The organism is Nitritalea halalkaliphila LW7 (assembly GCF_000265075.1).
Classification (GTDB): Bacteria; Bacteroidota; Bacteroidia; order Cytophagales; family Cyclobacteriaceae; genus Nitritalea; species Nitritalea halalkaliphila.
The window spans coordinates 18,983-35,393 of the sequence record NZ_AJYA01000001.1; the positions used below are offsets into that span (position 1 = coordinate 18,983).

Annotated in this window: 14 protein-coding genes and 2 pseudogenes; 8 read left to right on the forward strand and 8 right to left on the reverse strand. The window is 47.9% G+C overall.

The window, feature by feature from the left end; all coding sequences use genetic code 11:
• Nucleotides 1-3: 3 nt before the first annotated feature.
• On the reverse strand, nt 4-1,098 hold the full coding sequence (locus A3SI_RS00090) for an Mrp/NBP35 family ATP-binding protein (RefSeq protein WP_009053059.1): 1,095 nt from the start codon (nt 1,096-1,098) through the stop codon (nt 4-6).
• A 221-nt stretch (nt 1,099-1,319) separates the two neighbouring features.
• Between A3SI_RS00090 and dnaG the strand changes: the two genes are divergently transcribed.
• The 6 genes and pseudogenes from dnaG (at nt 1,320) to surE (ending at nt 6,291) form a co-directional block, all read left to right on the forward strand.
• Nucleotides 1,320-2,555 (forward strand): DNA primase, encoded by a 1,236-nt coding sequence (gene dnaG, locus A3SI_RS21840; protein ID WP_316929009.1) that lies wholly within the window; start codon nt 1,320-1,322, stop codon nt 2,553-2,555.
• Nucleotides 2,556-2,569: 14 nt separating this feature from the next.
• On the forward strand, nt 2,570-3,244 hold the full coding sequence (locus tag A3SI_RS21845; RefSeq protein ID WP_316929010.1) for a hypothetical protein: 675 nt from the start codon (nt 2,570-2,572) through the stop codon (nt 3,242-3,244).
• Nucleotides 3,245-3,414: 170 nt separating this feature from the next.
• Nucleotides 3,415-4,637 (forward strand): annotated as a pseudogene (locus A3SI_RS00100) (bifunctional 3,4-dihydroxy-2-butanone-4-phosphate synthase/GTP cyclohydrolase II).
• Between the two features lie 223 nt (nt 4,638-4,860).
• Nucleotides 4,861-5,298: a hypothetical protein gene (locus tag A3SI_RS00105; protein WP_009053060.1), complete on the forward strand. Its 438-nt coding sequence runs from the start codon at nt 4,861-4,863 to the stop codon at nt 5,296-5,298.
• Nucleotides 5,283-5,501, forward strand: coding sequence for a hypothetical protein (locus tag A3SI_RS21850; RefSeq protein WP_316929011.1), 219 nt, complete (start codon nt 5,283-5,285; stop codon nt 5,499-5,501). The genes A3SI_RS00105 and A3SI_RS21850 overlap by 16 nt, the downstream gene beginning before the upstream one ends.
• Before the next feature lie 4 nt (nt 5,502-5,505).
• Nucleotides 5,506-6,291, forward strand: a complete 786-nt coding sequence (surE, locus tag A3SI_RS00110) for a 5'/3'-nucleotidase SurE (protein WP_009053062.1) — start codon at nt 5,506-5,508, stop codon at nt 6,289-6,291.
• A gap of 42 nt (nt 6,292-6,333) precedes the next feature.
• On the opposite strand, the gene A3SI_RS00115 is transcribed toward surE, so the two are convergent.
• From A3SI_RS00115 to A3SI_RS00140, 7 genes and pseudogenes are all read right to left on the reverse strand, one after another.
• Nucleotides 6,334-7,092 carry a PAS domain-containing protein gene (locus A3SI_RS00115; RefSeq protein ID WP_162098396.1) on the reverse strand — a complete coding sequence of 253 codons (759 nt, stop codon included), beginning with the start codon at nt 7,090-7,092 and terminating at the stop codon, nt 6,334-6,336.
• A 14-nt stretch (nt 7,093-7,106) separates the two neighbouring features.
• Nucleotides 7,107-8,603, reverse strand: coding sequence for a PAS domain-containing protein (locus A3SI_RS00120; RefSeq protein ID WP_009053064.1), 1,497 nt, complete (start codon nt 8,601-8,603; stop codon nt 7,107-7,109).
• Between the two features lie 77 nt (nt 8,604-8,680).
• Nucleotides 8,681-9,553, reverse strand: a complete 873-nt coding sequence (locus tag A3SI_RS00125; protein ID WP_040669676.1) for a type 2 periplasmic-binding domain-containing protein — start codon at nt 9,551-9,553, stop codon at nt 8,681-8,683.
• Nucleotides 9,554-9,586: 33 nt separating this feature from the next.
• Nucleotides 9,587-10,900, reverse strand: a complete 1,314-nt coding sequence (locus A3SI_RS00130) for an MFS transporter (RefSeq protein ID WP_156810089.1) — start codon at nt 10,898-10,900, stop codon at nt 9,587-9,589.
• 93 nt (nt 10,901-10,993) lie between these two features.
• On the reverse strand, nt 10,994-12,679 hold the full coding sequence (locus tag A3SI_RS00135; RefSeq protein ID WP_316929012.1) for a TIM-barrel domain-containing protein: 1,686 nt from the start codon (nt 12,677-12,679) through the stop codon (nt 10,994-10,996).
• A gap of 209 nt (nt 12,680-12,888) precedes the next feature.
• Nucleotides 12,889-13,428, reverse strand: a pseudogene (locus tag A3SI_RS21855) (glycoside hydrolase family 31); the annotation flags it as partial.
• A gap of 188 nt (nt 13,429-13,616) precedes the next feature.
• Complete coding sequence (locus A3SI_RS00140) at nt 13,617-14,636, reverse strand: LacI family DNA-binding transcriptional regulator (protein WP_009053067.1); 1,020 nt, start codon at nt 14,634-14,636, stop codon at nt 13,617-13,619.
• Nucleotides 14,637-15,101: 465 nt separating this feature from the next.
• Between A3SI_RS00140 and A3SI_RS00145 the strand changes: the two genes are divergently transcribed.
• Both A3SI_RS00145 and A3SI_RS19885 read left to right on the forward strand, forming a co-directional pair.
• The gene (locus tag A3SI_RS00145; RefSeq protein ID WP_009053068.1) at nt 15,102-15,989 is read left to right on the forward strand and encodes a SusE domain-containing protein; all 888 of its coding nucleotides are present in this window, start codon (nt 15,102-15,104) and stop codon (nt 15,987-15,989) included.
• Nucleotides 15,990-16,053: 64 nt separating this feature from the next.
• Nucleotides 16,054-16,368, forward strand: coding sequence for a hypothetical protein (locus A3SI_RS19885; RefSeq protein ID WP_238531531.1), 315 nt, complete (start codon nt 16,054-16,056; stop codon nt 16,366-16,368).
• Nucleotides 16,369-16,411 lie beyond the last annotated feature (43 nt).

Consider the following 16,411-nt stretch of genomic DNA (forward strand, 5'->3'; position numbering starts at 1 on the left):
TACCTAAGGGTTAACCTGTACAACTTCTGTTTTGTTTTTCGATGCATTACGGATGGCGATTTGACGTGCTACCGACTCTGCTAAATCACGATAGGCCCCTTCCGTGACACCTGATTTGAATACAGCTGGATAGCCAGAGTCACCACTTTCACGGATGCTCTGTACGATCGGAATACCACCTAAGAAAGGCACTTCAAATCGCTCTGCTAATTTCAATCCTCCGTCTTTCCCGAAAAGGTAATATTTATTCTCCGGTAACTCCTCGGGCGTAAAATACGCCATATTTTCGACAACGCCTAAGATCGGCACATTAATTTGTGGCTGTCGGAACATGGTAAGCCCTTTCGTGGCATCTGCTAGGGCTACTTTTTGTGGAGTCGTCACGATAACTACTCCCGTGACAGGCACAGTCTGCACCATTGTCAAGTGAATATCCGAGGTGCCTGGAGGCAAGTCAATCAATAAATAATCTAACTCTCCCCAATCTACATCACTGATAAACTGCTTCAGAGCAGAGCTGGCCATGGGGCCTCTCCACACCACAGCAGCTTCTGCCGGAGTTAAAAAGCCGATCGACATCAGCTTCACGCCATACTGCTCCACTGGCATGATGATATTTTTACCGTCTTCCTGGCGCACACTTGGCTGCTCTGCCTCCACGTTAAACATCGTCGGGATAGATGGCCCGGAGATGTCCGCATCGATCAGTCCTACTTTCGCTCCCGAAAGCGCCAGTGCCACGGCTAGATTACTGGCGGTAGTAGATTTTCCTACTCCCCCTTTGCCGGAGGCGATCGCCACGATGTTCTTCACCTTCGGAAGCAGGGGGCCATCTGCGCGCGCGGTCGTCACATTTGCGGTCATGAGAATATTCACCTTCAGGCTGTCACCGAAATCTTCTCGCAGCGCCTCTAGGCAGTTATTTTTTATTACCTCCTTTAGGGGGCAGGCAGGGGTAGTGAGCACCACTTTAAAAGAAATCGCATCTGAGGCTACCTCCAGCCCCTGAATCATCCCTAGGGTCACCAAGTCTTTTTTTAAATCCGGGTCTTCCACTCTGGAAAGTGCCGCTAATACCTTTTCGCGCGTAACCGTCATGCTATAAGCTCTATTTTTAATGCAAGTTAATAGACAGCGTTCCAAAACCGAAATTTATAAGCGATTCTTGTCGATCTGTCCCTAAAATGTAACCTGAGGCAGGAAAAAAAGGTTCTTTTGCGCCTTTAATTAAGTGCTTACTGTAAGCAGGGAGCAGATTGCTTTTTGGCCGCGGGCCAAAACCTCCTGTAGCGGCACTTTCTCTTCAAAAACCCTTATATTTGTGTTCAATTTTACCTATGCTAAGCCCCCAGACGACCGATCGTGTACGAGAAGTAGCGGATATCGAGGATATCGTAAATGAGTATGTGCCCCTAAAAAAGAAGGGCCAAAACCTGTGGGCTTGCTGTCCTTTCCATAACGAAAAGTCTCCGTCGTTTTCTGTTTCGCCCGCTAAACAGATCTACAAGTGTTTTGGCTGCGGGAAAGCAGGCGATCCGATCCAGTTCATCATGGATATCGAAGGCATGTCCTTTACAGAAGCCGTGCGCCATCTGGCTCAGCGCTATGGGATCGAGATCGAGGAGGAAAGGGAGCGGACGCCTGAGCAGCGGCGAGCCCTAAGTGAGCGAGAAGCCCTCTTTATGGCGCTAAATTATGCGAAGGATTTTTTTATCGACCAACTTAAGACGCCGGAGGGACGCGCGATCGGGCTCAGCTACTTTAAAGAAAGGGGCTTCACACCGGAGATTCTAGAGGCTTTCGACCTGGGATATGCGCCGGACAGCTGGGACGCGCTGCTTACTGCGGCGGAAAAGGCGGGCCTACAGCGGGATGTTCTTCTAAAGGCAGGCCTGGTGCTCCAGAAGGAGGGGGATGCAGAGCGCGTATATGATCGCTTCCGTAATCGTGTGACCTTTACCATTCATAATGTGTCGGGTAAGCCGATCGCCTTCGGGGCGCGGATCCTTACGCAGGACAAGAAGCAGCCGAAGTACATTAATTCCCCAGAGACCGAGATTTACCACAAGTCAGACGTGCTTTATGGTATTTTTCAGGCGAAGAAATCCATCAAGGCACAGAATAACTGCTATCTGGTGGAGGGGTATACCGATGTGATCAGCATGCACTTGGCGGGGGTGGAAAACGTGGTGGCCTCTTCTGGGACTTCGCTGACCGAAAATCAGATCAAGCTCATCAAGCGCTTTTCGAATCAGGTGACGGTGCTCTTTGATGGGGATGCAGCGGGGATAAAGGCATCGCTGCGTGGGATCGATTTGATCTTAGAGGGCGGGCTACATGTGAAGGCGATCACCTTCCCGGATGGGGATGATCCGGATAGCTATGCCCGTAAGGTAGGTCCGGCGGCGTTTCGGGAGTATTTGGCGCAGGCGCCAAAGGATTTTGTGCGCTTCCAAATCGACCTATTTCAGGAAGAAGCGGCTAAGGATCCTCAGGCGCGGGTAGCATTGATACAGACACTACTGACGAGCATTTCGAAGATAGGGGATGGCTGACTCGCGCACTTTATGTGAAGGAGGCTGCGAAATTATTAGCGTTAGAAGAGGATCTGCTGCACGCAGAACTCAATAAACGTTTTTTACAGGCAGAACGTGAGGAGCGGCTGCGGCAGGAACGGGAGCAGCGGCAGGCTGGTGGTGCTCCAAGTGCGGCACCGCTGCGGGAGTTGCGCAGTGACACGGAGGCGGCGGCCTTTGAGACCTTTTTACCAGTAGCCCCAGAGCAGATAAGCCCGGCCCGAGTGCTGGAAGTGCAGGAGCAGGAGATGCTGCGCTTATTGGTAAACTATGGTTTCGAGGCAGTTTCGGAGGATTTAAATGTCTGTGACTACCTGCTTCGGGAGGTGGCGGATGTGCAGTTTAAGGTGCCCTTACATCAGCGGGTTTTAGAAGCATATACAGGTGCTTTAGCGCAGGGGGTGCTGCCGCAGTTGAGTTACTTTATTGCATCCCCTGATGTGGAGGTACGGGATTTGGTGATCAGTTTGGTGTCTGAAAAGCATAACTTGTCGGAACTTTGGCGCAGCCGGCATCAGATATTTACCAAGCATGAAGCAGATGATCTGGCTAAGACGGTGTATGAGAGTGTACTACGGCTTAAAAAGAAGGTGCTGATTCAGGTCTTGGCGGAAGCCAGAGAAAAAATTCGCGAGGCAGAAGGTCCTGGCCAGGATCCTGAAAACTAAATGAGGTCATTCAAGTTTACATGGAGTTAAAGCAGTATCAGATGGAGATAGATAAGCAGCTGGGCACCGTGATCAGTGCTTAGCCACAAACTTTCCTTTGGTATATGCTGTTAATTTACGATAAAGAGTTTAATTTTACGAGTATATAATCTAATATTCAAAATAAGCGTATGTCTGCAGCCTTTCAATTAGACAGTATAGAGTCGGCCATCGAAGCCATAAAAAATGGAGAAGTGATCATCGTCGTGGATGATGAGGATCGTGAGAATGAGGGGGACTTCGTGTGTGCTGCGGAGATGGTAACACCTGAGATCGTGAATTTTATGGCCACCCATGGCCGCGGGCTTATCTGTGCCCCTTTAATCGAGGATCGCTGTGAAAAGCTTGGCCTAGAGATGATGGTGGGTGCGAATACGGCTGCCTTCGAGACGCCCTTCACCGTGTCTGTGGATTTAGTGGGCCATGGCTGTACGACAGGTATTTCTGCGAGTGACCGTGCGAAGACCATTAAAGCGCTTATCGATGATTCGATTCATCCAGATGAGCTGGGCAAGCCAGGGCATATCTTCCCTTTAAAAGCTCGGCGAGGTGGGGTGTTACGTCGTGCAGGTCATACGGAGGCCGCGATCGATTTAGCACGCTTAGCAGGGCTTAAGCCTGCAGGTGTTTTGGTGGAAATCATGAATGAGGACGGCACCATGGCGCGCTTCCGGATCTAGTGAAGGTGGCGGAGCGCTTCAACTTAAAGCTTGTTTCCATAAAGGATCTTATCGCGTATCGCATGAAGCATGAGAGCCTGATTAAGCGTGAGATAGGTGTAGAAATGCCAACGGAGTTCGGGGATTTCGAACTGATCGCGTTCCGTCAGGTGAACACAGGCGATTTACACCTTGCGCTTATTAAAGGCAAATGGGAGGAAAACGAACCTGTTATGGTGCGTGTGCATAGCAGCTGCGTGACAGGTGATATTTTCGGTTCTTGTCGCTGTGACTGCGGTCCACAGCTGCAGAAGGCGATGCAGATGGTGGAGCAAGAAGGCAAAGGGGTAGTCCTATACATGAACCAAGAGGGCCGCGGCATCGGCCTATTGAATAAATTGAAGGCTTATAAGCTCCAAGAGCAAGGCATGGATACCGTTCAGGCGAATATTGCTTTAGGTGAGCCGATGGATAAGCGGGATTATGGGGTGGGAGCGCAGATTCTCCGCGATCTCGGGATCAGTAAGCTCCGCCTTATTTCAAATAATCCCACGAAGCGCGTGGGTCTCATCGGCTACGGCTTGGAGATCGTCGAGCAGGTGGCAATAGAAATAGACCCGAACCCACATAATGAGGGGTATTTAAAAACAAAACGAGATAAGATGGGACATACTATCTTGAAAAATAGATTGTAATAGCTATGTTCGCGCAAGAAAAGTGCTATTTTCTTCTAAGAGAGCTAGCGCTTTTCTTTATTTTTTGTTTGTGGAAAGGGTTATTTTCATTACAACTATCGCTTAGAAAGTCGTATGCTAACTTTCTCTAGCTGTCTTATAGGTTATTTTCAGAATTATTTTTTGGAGCATTAACCTGATTGGCTTAAATTTCGTTAGTATATTGGGTAAAGCAATCAAAGATATGAAGAAAATAACAGGACTTACTTTAATCGGGCTGATGATCAGCTTTGCGCTATTCGCGCAAGGTCAGTTTCCATCCCAGATGTGGCATAAGGGCCAGATTGTGACTGCTGACAATTCCGTATACAGAGGCTTGGTCAAATATGACTTGGATAATAACGTCGTGCAGTTGCAGACGGATAAGGCGGTACAAACTTTTGGCTCTTCGAATGTATTTCAATTTGAAATCTTCGATGAGGTGTATGGAGGTGTACGTACCTTTTATTCCTTGCCGTTTTCCTTAAATGCAGGAGACTATGAAACGCCTGTATTTTTCGAGATTTTAACGGAGGGGGATGATATCGCGCTGCTCTGTCGTGAACATATCGTTACAGACAACCGAAATATGGGTATGGGCATGGGTCCCATGATGATGAATCCTATGTGGGGACACCGATGATGGGGGGATACCGCTTAGCTTTTAACTTCTATTTCTTTAAGGATGGCAGAATACAGCGCTATTCGCAAAAGAAGCGGGAGCTGTTCGATTTCTTTGATGACAAAGCAGACGAAGTGGATCTGTTTATGCGTAAAAACAGACTTTCTCACGATAAAAGAGGAGATCTGCTGCGTATTACCGCGTATTATAATCAATTAAAATAGTCAAATGACGAAAAAACCTTTGATCCTTGTTTCAAATGACGACGGCATCACCTCGAAAGGGATCCGTGTCTTGGTACAAGTAATGAAAAAGCTGGGGGATGTCGTGGTGGTAGCACCGGACAGCCCCCAGTCTGGTATGGGACATGCCATCACTATAGGGGAAACGCTTCGCTTAGTAGAAGAGGATATTTTTGAGGGTGTGCAGGCCTATAAGTGCAGTGGAACTCCCGCTGACTGCGTGAAATTAGCCAAGCATTATGTACTAAAAGACCGCAAACCTGACCTTATCGTGAGCGGCATTAACCACGGAAGTAACACCAGTATCTCCGTGCTCTATTCAGGAACCATGTCGGCTGCCATAGAAGGCGCCATAGAGGGCTATCCTTCCATCGGGTTTTCTTTGTGTGATTTTTCCCATAAAGCAGATTTTTCGCATGTGGAAGAGTATGTGTATAAAATCGCAGCTCAAGTGCTGAAGAACGGAATGAGCAAGGGCACGGCCTTAAATGTTAATTTTCCCCCTAAACGAAATGAATCGATTAAGGGCATTAAGGTCTGCAGACAGGCGCATGCTAAGTGGGAAGAAGAATTCGCTGAGCGGTATGATCCGAATGGACGTCGCTACTTCTGGATGTCAGGAAATTTCGTGAATTTCGATAAGGGAGAAGATAATGACGAATGGGCTATCGCCAATAATTATGTTTCTATCGTACCTTGCCAGTTTGACCTTACCGCGCATCATGCCATGAAACAGCTCCATGAGGACTGGGATTGGGCTGATTTAAAGTAAGAAGACTTCATGTAAAAGCCAGAGCACTCGAATGCTCTGGCTTTACTTTTTGGAATGATTGGCCTCGCGTATTATTTTTTGGATCACCTGATCCATCTCCTCACTGGCGTGCAGTAATTCGGGTATCAGCTCTAACTCTTCTAATGTCTCGAAACCAGTATCTTTAATCAGCTGACAAATACTAAGAATTTTTGTTAAGGGCTCACGTACTAAGTGAGACTGACTCCAGGAGATGTCACGAAGTTGTCTGTTCTGCTGTTCGATGGCTTGCGTATACTGTCTTTCGCGTGTTTTATCAGAAGCAAAAAGCGCTAAACCGATTACCTCTTCTTTCATTAAGATGGGGTTGCAGTTGACTTTATACACGCGTTTTTCACCATTTGTAAAGGTGGCATTAAACTCAAAAGTGAAGCGTTCTCCCCGCAGTCCTCTTTCATAGTGGGTCGCCCAAAATAATTTTCCTGCTTCTGGCATGAGGGGTAACAGCGCCTCTCCTTCCTTGATCTCTGCACCCACGAATTTAAAAAAGTCGATTTTAAATACCTCATTCGCATAGGTGAGCTTCATATCCTTATCGATCGCCCATATGCCATCCGCAGCGCTTTCCATGATGGAGAGGAGATGTACCCGTTTTTCTTCTAACTTTTGTTCAAAATGCTTAAGTTCTGAAATATCCGTAAACGTAGAAAACACGCGGTGCGGTGTTTCTTCCCCGCTTAAGAATTCCGGCGTGGCATCTACTAAAATCCATCGATACCGCCTTTCATCCGGGATATAGACGCCTAACACTTGTTCTTTCACCCTCTCTCCCGTTTTTAAGGCACACATGGCGGGATGTTGCTCTCCCGGTATGGGACCCCATCCTCGGTTATAATATGCCATCGTGGATCTATCGAGCTACTATTCAGCAAGGTTTCAAGGTTTAGGCCTAAAATATCTTGCGCAGCGCTATTCGCACGAATGATAGCGCCTGTTTGATCATGGTACACGACACCCTGTCCCATATTTTCGAACAAGGCTCTAAACTCCTCTACCTTTAAGGCTAGCTCTTCTTGGCTTTTTTTGATCGCACTTATATCTTGAAATGTTCCGAAAATACGCTGGCAGATGCCATCTTCCATGACAGGAATCCCCAGCGCTCGTACCCAAATCGTTTCGTTTTTATACGTTTTTAATCGAAGTTCAACATCGTAGGGGATGCCTTCTTCTACAGCTAAGCGAAAGGAAGCATTTATCAGGCGGAAACTCTCCTCGTCCTCATACAGGCGCATGCCAACCTCTACAGTAGGTTCAGGAGCGTGAGCATCATACCCTAAAATTTCTCTTGTGACCTGTGACCAGTGATGGGTATGTTTCACACAGTCGTATTCCCATGCACCGATTTTAGCCAGCTTGCCAGCTTGTTCGAAAAGCTTACTGCTCGTAAATAAATCTGCTTCGATTTTTTTTACTTCTGTAATGTTTCGAACGATAGCGATAAATTGGCTTTCGCCAAAAGGGGCCATGTTGGCCTCGAAATACTGCGTCTCATGGTCTTTAAGCGTGGTATACTCAAAGAGTGCGTGGGTTTCTCCAGCTTGAATAGCGCGCACGGCCTCTAAAAATTTCGTGTAAGTACCGGAGGAAAGTCCTGGGATATCTTGAATGTTTTGTCCCCGAAGAAGGGCGGCGGGCTGCACCAAATCCTCAGCATTACCTGCACGAACACTTTGTATAGTCCCCTGCTCATCCAGAAGAAAAAGCAGGTCAGGGAATGCCGCTAAAAGAGACTCCACTTGCGCCTTCTCGCGCTGTAACTTGACCACTTCATTTTGGAGTAGGCTAACCTGTTCTTTGGTTCGTAAACTATTTTCTATGCTGCGTACTCCTTCTGCTAGTAATGCTAGATCTAGCTTTGATTTTTCTGCCTCATCGGGTACGGCGACCCAAAGAATCGTTTGTATCAGCAACGGGTTTTCGATCTGAAAAGAAACCCAACTCATGGTAGCAGGGGGAGAGCTAGCCTTTTCCATTATTACTTTCCCTTCGTCGATTTCTTCAAACAAACAGGTTACTGACTCTCCTTTTATCCATGCTCCGAGCTGCTCGAATAGGGGGAGCATCCAGGGAGTAAGCTGGCGGATTTCGACTAGAGCGGGATTGGGATATTCAAGCAGGTAGTTGTTTTCTTTGGCCCGGAGGGCTAATCCTAACCGGGCCTCTTTACATAAGGCCTGGATTACCTGCGCTAGAAAAGAAATCTCTTCATTCGCATGAAGCAAAAATGCCCTGTGGATACGATCAAAATGGCTACTGGATGCGGATCCTTTCATAGGCAAGTAGAGTTAGGGCGTAAGGGAAAGTTTGGGGTGGATGCTAATGGGCGAGGAGGAGCATGTTTTTTAAACGCTTATACTATGCGAACAAATTCTGGGTAAACGAAGTGTTCTACTGATTCGCTATGCGTAATGATTCCGGCCCTTAGCAGAAATTCCATCGTCGTGGTAAAACTGCTTGCACCCATGTAGGCATTTGTGGCCCAAGTAGTATTCGATAGCCAAGACAGGGTTTCTTCGGGGTCCAGCTGATACATGGCCGCTATTTTTTTATGGAGTGCACGGTCTTGGTGCATCTCTTCTATTTCTTGCCAGAGTAGTGCCTGTAATTCTACTAAAAGTGCCCGGTGCGTATGGACCACTTCCGGTCTCGCTACACAGACGAAGCAGGGCCATGGTGTGGGGATTTCCCCTATGCGGGCGAATTTTCCCTGCTGCACGTAGGGTGAGGTGGTAAACTTTTCCCAAAGAAATAATTTGGGGGTATTACTCTTTGCGCTGCGAAGCGCTCCCTGAAGATCTCCGATCACTTCAAACTGCAGGGTAGAACTTCCGAATCCTTCTCGTTCTGCTAGTAGAAAAGCCATCAGATGTGAGCCTGATCCAAAGCGCGAAATCAAAAACTGGCTTTCTTTTAGGTCAGCGATACTTTTGGCTGCAAACTGCGGATTGGTATGCACCCCCCAGGTGAGGGGAGACTCCACATAGAAGCCAAGAGCCCGTGCAGGGTTTCCAGCTATCCTATCTGCTATAAAGCTCTCTGTCAGTACGATGGCTAGATCCGTATTCCCTTCACGAAGGGAGCGATTCATGGCGCCAGATCCCTTCGGCTCGTCCTCCCAAATGAGCTGTACATCGTATTTTTTTAGAAAAGGCTGCTCGACGATTAGCTTTTTCCAAGGGTAATTAAAGTGTTCGGGTACTCCGGTAATTAATAACTGCTCCATGCCTCCTCTGTAACGCAATTAGGCCCTCATGGTTTAGGTTTTTTCCTCTAATGAGGGGTCGATATACCCATCTAAAATAGCAGCTTTACTACTTATAAACAAATTCGCTACTGCGGCCACGGCCAGACTGAGGCCCGCGAGGAGCATGGTGTTTATGGTGGCTTCGCCAAAAAGGAATTTATAGGTAAAATTAATACCGCCGACAGCGGCTATAATTTGAGGGATAACGATGAACATATTAAATATTCCCATGTAGATGCCCATCTTTTTGGCCGGAACGGCACTAGAGAGCATGGCATAGGGCATGGAGAGAATGCTAGCCCAAGCGATGCCGACGAGTGCAAAACTGTAGTGCAGGTTCTCATGGTTTTCTACGATGTAAATGGACGAAAAGCCCAAGGCACCACAGAAAAGCCCGAACATATGAAAGGCGCGGCGATTAATTTTTATTTTGCTGGTAATAAAGGCGAGAATAAGGGCATAGAGCATGGAGACCAGTCCGTAGGTACCCAAATAGTTCCCTACCTTGTCAGCAGCATCGTTATAGGCAGCCGAGGCAGTGTCCGTGGCTTTGAAAATGTGTTCTGTTATAGCAGGAGTCGCAAAAGACCAGAGAATGAAGAAGGCAAACCAGCTGAAAAACTGCACCACGCCGAGCTGCACCATTACTTTGGGCATGGTGACTATCTGCGTGAAGATTTCTTTGAAGCCATGCAGAAAGCCTTCTGTCTCTTTTTTGTCTTTTTCGAACGCTGCGAGATTTTCTGGTGGATATTCCTTGGTGGTCAGAATGGTGTAGAGAATACTGAAAAAGAGCACACCAGCGCCCACTGCGAAAGCGAATTTGACTGAGTCTGGGATTACACCTGGAGCGGCGGTATTCGGAACGCCCAGCTGTGTCATCAACCAGGGGAGGTTACTGGCTGCCCAGGTTCCGACTCCGATGATGAGTGTTTGGACCACGAAACCGTAGCTACGCTGGCTATCTGGCAGCTTATCGGCCACCAAGGCACGGAAGGGTTCCATGCTGATATTTATGGAGGCATCCAGAATCCAAAGTGCCCCGACTGCCATCCAAAGCGCCGAAGAATAGGGAGCAAAAAATAGCGCGATCGAGGAAAGTACCGCTCCAATCAAGAAAAAAGGTCTTCGTCGTCCCAGCGTGGGGTGCCAAGTTCGGTCGCTCAGGTAGCCCACGATGGGCTGCACGATAAGACCGGTCAGTGGGGCTGCTATCCAGAGGATAGGGATGGCATCCTTTTCGGCACCTAAAGTTTGGAATATTCGGGACATGAATCCGCCCTGAAGGGCAAATCCAAACTGGATTCCTAAAAATCCAAAACTCATGTTCCATATTTGCCAAAAACTGAGCTTAGGCTTTACGGAGGTGGTTACAGGCTGGGTCATTTCGGGTAATCGGTAAAAGGCGCTATAGAGAAATCAAAATCGTAGTTGGAGTGTATGTGCATCTCCTGTCAAAGGAAGTGTCACGTAAGCGAGATTTTTTACCTGCGCGAAGCTTCTTTCATGCTCAGGCAGGGGGTCGAATTCGCTAAGCTGCGCGAGAAAGGCATAATGCTCTCTCTTGACGGCAATAGGCTGCTCGTTTAATTCGACGGTCAATTCATTCGCTGCGCCATGGAAATATATTTTGACCTGGCTTTTGGCAGTCGCCCTGCCCCCTTCAGGGGACTCGAATCTTAGGCGGTTATGTGCTCCATCCCAACTAATTACTTGTGCATAGAAATCACCATCTTGGTACTGGTAGCCGTCTCCGGCATCTTCGTAGTAGGTAAATGAATACGATTTTGTCCCTAGGTACACATGTAATTCTAAGGTATCGGAGCTGCTGCTGGCAGCAGTGTGCAGACTGTTTGTGCCATTTAGGGGTAGTAGCGATGAGGCCTTTACGAAAACGGGAAGATAGGCGAGGGGAGCCTCCGCGTAAATGGCTTGATTTCCGCTGTGGAGGCTATCATCGTAGAGATTATACCATTCGCCTTCAGGGAGGTACACTTTTGTGATTTTCTCATCGGAGCGAACCGGCGCCACGAGCAGTTGATCACAGAAAAGATACTGATTTTCGTATTGGCTATCGTAGATGCTGGAATCATGCGGGTAGTGCAGCGCTAAGGACGCTTGAACGGGAAGTCCAGTGCGCGTCGCCTCACGGAAAGCGCTGTACAGCAAAGGAAGCATGCGGTAGCGCAGCTGCATGTAATTTTTAGAAATTTCCTCTACTTCTTCACCGAAAGCCCATGGCTCGGCGGCGTTTGAGTTAATCATCGAGTGCGCACGGTAAAAAGGGGAGAAAGCAGCCAAGCTCATCCAGCGTGCGAAGAGCCCTTTGCTGGCCTCGCCAGCGAAACCTCCTACATCATAGCCGGAAAAAGGTACACCTGACAGCCCTAGGCTGTTAATGAGGCGAATACCTGCCAACATGTGTTCATCGGAAGAAACATTATCACCCGTCCAGGCGGCCGCATAGCGCTGTATGCCTGCGAAACCGGCGCGTGTCAGCACGAAGGGTCGCTGATTTGGCACTTGAAGGCGGCTACCTTCCTGGGCACTTCGCGCCATCTGCATGCCGTACACGTTACGTGCTTTGCGGTGGCTTACCTGTTCGCCTTCGTAGTCAAATTCGATAAGATTCGGGGTAAACTGCCCCCAGGAGGCGGGCTCATTCATGTCAGTCCAGAAGCCATCTACGCCCAGATCTGTGTAGTATTTCATTTTTTCCGCCCACCAAGAGCGGGTTTTTTCAGCTGTAAAATCTGGAAAGGCACACCATCCTGGCCAAACTTGTCCTTCGTATAGGCTGCCATCAGGGAATTTCACGAACAGGTCTTGCTCCTTACCTTCATCATAGGGAGCATAGCCTTCGAGCACCTTAATTCCTGGATCCATAATCACCACCACTTTAAAGCCTTTAGCGTGTAGGGCATCGATCATTCCTTTCGGGTCAGGGAATTTTTCTCCATCGAACGTAAATACTTTGTATTTTTCCATGTGGTGGATGTCCAGGTAAATGACATCCGCCGGGAGCTGCTTGTCTCGAAACGTTTGCGCGATGCGCAAAACCTCATGATCGGGATAATAGGAGTAGCGGCACTGCTGGAAGCCCAATGTCCACAGGGGGGGAGTTCCATTTTGCCCGTCAGGGCGGTGTAGGCAGAAATAATTTCTGCCACGGTCGGCTTATGGAAAAAGTAATAATCCATATCGCCATCCTCAGCGCTGAAGTAGGAGAATCGTCTGTTCGAGGCTCCGAAGTTAAAGATCGTTTTATGGCTATTATCTAAGAAAATGCCATAAGCTTGCTGCTGGTAGAGTCCGATGTAAAAAGGGATGGACATGTACAGGGGATCATCGCCTACTCCGTACGCAAAATAGTCTGTGTTCCAGTTCGTGTAGGCGTTTCCTGCACGATTTAGAGGTCCAGTTTTTTCGCCTAGGCCGATGAATTTTTCTCCCTCACGCAGGGTTTTGTAGTTGGTGACCTCCGTGCCTAACCAAGAAACGGCGAAGCTAGGATCGTCTTCATGCAGGAGCATACCATCGGGTGTAAAGAATTGAAGTCGAAACGGATAGCGATGGATATGGACGTGCATATCTGCTGTGGTTAAGATCAGGGTATCGGTCTCTTCGCGCAGTGTAAAGCTGTCGGCGAGCGGGGAGGCGATGACGCTGTAGGGGTTCGGCTGAAACCCCTCCTTGCTGATTTGAATGCGGAGTGTTCCGGATCCGTAACAGGAAATACGCACCTGTGCTTCCGGTGTTTTTCCGTGGATGCCAAAGGGCGTAGTTTCGTAGGTGACTAAATTACCTATCCGCTGGTTTGTTCCCCGCTGCGTAGTGGCGATAAGTTCTTCCATAATTCCTCTTCATCAGTTTCTGATAAGCAATTTAGAAAAATAGCTTGTTGGAAAAAAATTATGCAGTAGCTGTGGGAGGCTGAAAATGCTTTTTAATGAACTAATAAAGCGGGCTCATTTTTTAAATTTAGAATAACAAACGTTTGCACATTTTTTTTGAATTTTTTTAAAATGGACCCATTTAGGCTTCACTTTTCTGTTCTTTTTGAGCTGTTGCGCGTGATTAGGGAAGTTTCCAAGACGAGGTTGGGCGTGTCTATCGGCTGCTTTTGCATACTTCTTAGGAGCAGGTTCATCGCCTCAGTGCCGATTTGTTTTCCATGTTGCTCTATCGTAGTCAGCGAGGGCCTGATGAGTCTTGAAAACTGCCAGTTGGAAAAACCCACCACTCCGAAGTCCTTTGGGACGTTCAGTCCCTTATCCAGCACGGCGTGCATGGCGCCAGCAGCGGCCAGGTCATTACTGGCGAAGATCGCGTCGGGTCTATCGGGCTCTAGAAGAAGCTGCTCGGTAATCGCTTGAGCTTCTTCGAGCGTTCCCTGTGGGCAAGCGATTACACGGTTATATGTCTGTTCATGCGTCCTAAGGGCGTCCTGATAGCCACGTATTCGCTCCTGTGATAGGGATAGGTTTTTCGGGCCTGAAAGGTGTGCGATGGACTTAAACCCTTGCTGGATGAGGTGCTCGGTGGCTTGTCGGGCACCTAAATAGTCGTTGACGGTCACGCCCATAATGCCGGATAGGGGCGGGATACGGTCGAAGAATACCAGTGGGACACCTTCCTGCTGTAGGGCGGTAAAGTGTGCGAAATCTTCCGTCTCCTTGCTGTAACTTACCAGCAGTCCATCCACTTGGTTCGATAGCAAGGTCTGCAAAGCGGTTTTTTCTCGCTCGTATTTTTCATTTGTCTGACAGAGGATAACGGTATATCCGTGTGCCTGCGCGACTTCCTCGATCCCTCCGATGATGGTGGAAAAGAAAAAATGCACGACCTCCGGGATGACCACGCCGATGATCATGGAGCGCTGCTTGCGCAAAGAGAGCGCCACAGCATTCGGGCGGTAGTGCAGTTCGGCGGCAAGCTTCTTTACCTTATCTTTTGTCTCTTGGCTTATTCCGGGGTAATCCTTTAGCGCTCGGGACACTGTAGAGCTTGAAATATTCAGGAGACGCGCGATATCTTTGATGGTAGCTTGGTGCGACTTCATAAATTGTACTTTTTAAATGATACAAGTTACAGTATTTTCATGGAATTCAAGTGGGGCCTCTGAAAAAAAATAGCTGCATGAAGATGGGTTTTCGGTGGAGAGCACTTTTTTTTTCGTGATGGAAATCGTTTGCGGCGACGTTTGCATGAAATAAGTTGAGTTATTTTTTATGTGACTTTTTGGTAGATTGTTTGGGAATGCTTAGATTCAAAGAACATCCTAATGCGATATGGGCGTAAATTTTAGCGAATATTATTCAAGTTGCATTTTAGGGGTTTTTTGTTGAATAATAAAAATCTATCACTTGAAACAATAAATACCAATTAACATGAGAGTTTTATCTAAAGTATGGATGCTCGCACTGCTGGTGGCAGGAGCATTCGCCTGTAATGATGTAGAACAGCCCAGTATTATTCAGCAGACAGGGCATCTTTACTGTCTCCCCCTTCTTCGCTCGTATTATCGGTGGATGAGCGGGATGCGGAATTTGTTTTCGAAGTAAGCCCAGCAGATTTCGGAGTGCCGAAAAGTGGGGTGATCTATACCCTTCAGATGGACGCGCCTGGAAATAATTTCCAGAATGCGGCTACACTCGTAGAAGGTACCACCACCGTGCTAACAGTTACGGCAGCAGACATTAACAGACGCGCATTAAGTAGAGGTTTAGTTCCCAATGAGGCGGGTGAAATGGCTTTCCGCGTACGTGCTACTGCTGAAGGGATGCCTGCACTTGTAGGGCCAGCTACGATGATTATGGTGACTGCTTTCGCTGATGCGATCGAACTGCCAATGCTGCATGTGCCGGGTGATTATCAAGGCTGGAACCCTGCCAACATGAACACTGTGCTTTTTTCAGAAAATTCAGATAATGTATTTACGGGTTTTGTACACGTACTTAGTGGCTCTGGAGAATTTAAGTTTACACCTGAGCCGAATTGGGATGCGGATTTTGGTTCTGATGACGGCGAAACCCTAACACCTGGTGGAGGAAATATAAAAGTTGCATCCTTCGGAACGCAGACCGTAACGGTAGACCTAAACGACATGACGTTTACGCTGGGTGATGTATTCGTATGGGGTATCATCGGAAGTGCTACTCCGGGAGGCTGGGATTCAGAAACACCTATGGGCTTTGATGCGGATGAAAATGTGCTTTCCATCACCTTAGACCTAGTAGAAGGTGATATGAAATTTAGAGCCAACCAAAGCTGGGATTTTAACTACGGCGGTGCAGACGGTGAATTAGAAGAGGATGGTGCCAACATTCCAATACCAGCCGCAGGAAATTACACTATTACAATGGATTGGAAAGTCCCTGGTCAAGTATCATACGAGATCGTTAAAAATAACTAATTTTTAAAGTGCGCTAAGCAGCCTCATGTTTAGCGCACTTTTTTCAAGTAAACGCCCAAAATACATGAAACAGTTTTTACCCTTGCTGTTAAGCTTTTTCGTTTTCTCCCATTTTTCTCCGCTGCACGCTCAGGTAACCGTTAGTCCTGGCTTTCCGAGCGCGGAGCAGGAAATCACGATTCGTTATGACGCCCGACAAGGAACTTCTAATTTAGTAGGAGAGTCACCCGTATACATTCATATTGGAGCAGTCACCACTGGTCCTACGAGCAGCACGTGGTCGAATGTCCCCTTTACTTGGGGTACGGCCGATCCCAATGCTGAGATGCGTSGCAGTCTCAGGAGAAACAGATGTTTGGGAATGGACCTTCCGTCCTAGAGATCTTTTCACGGTATCCCCAGAAACGCCCATTTTTAGAGTG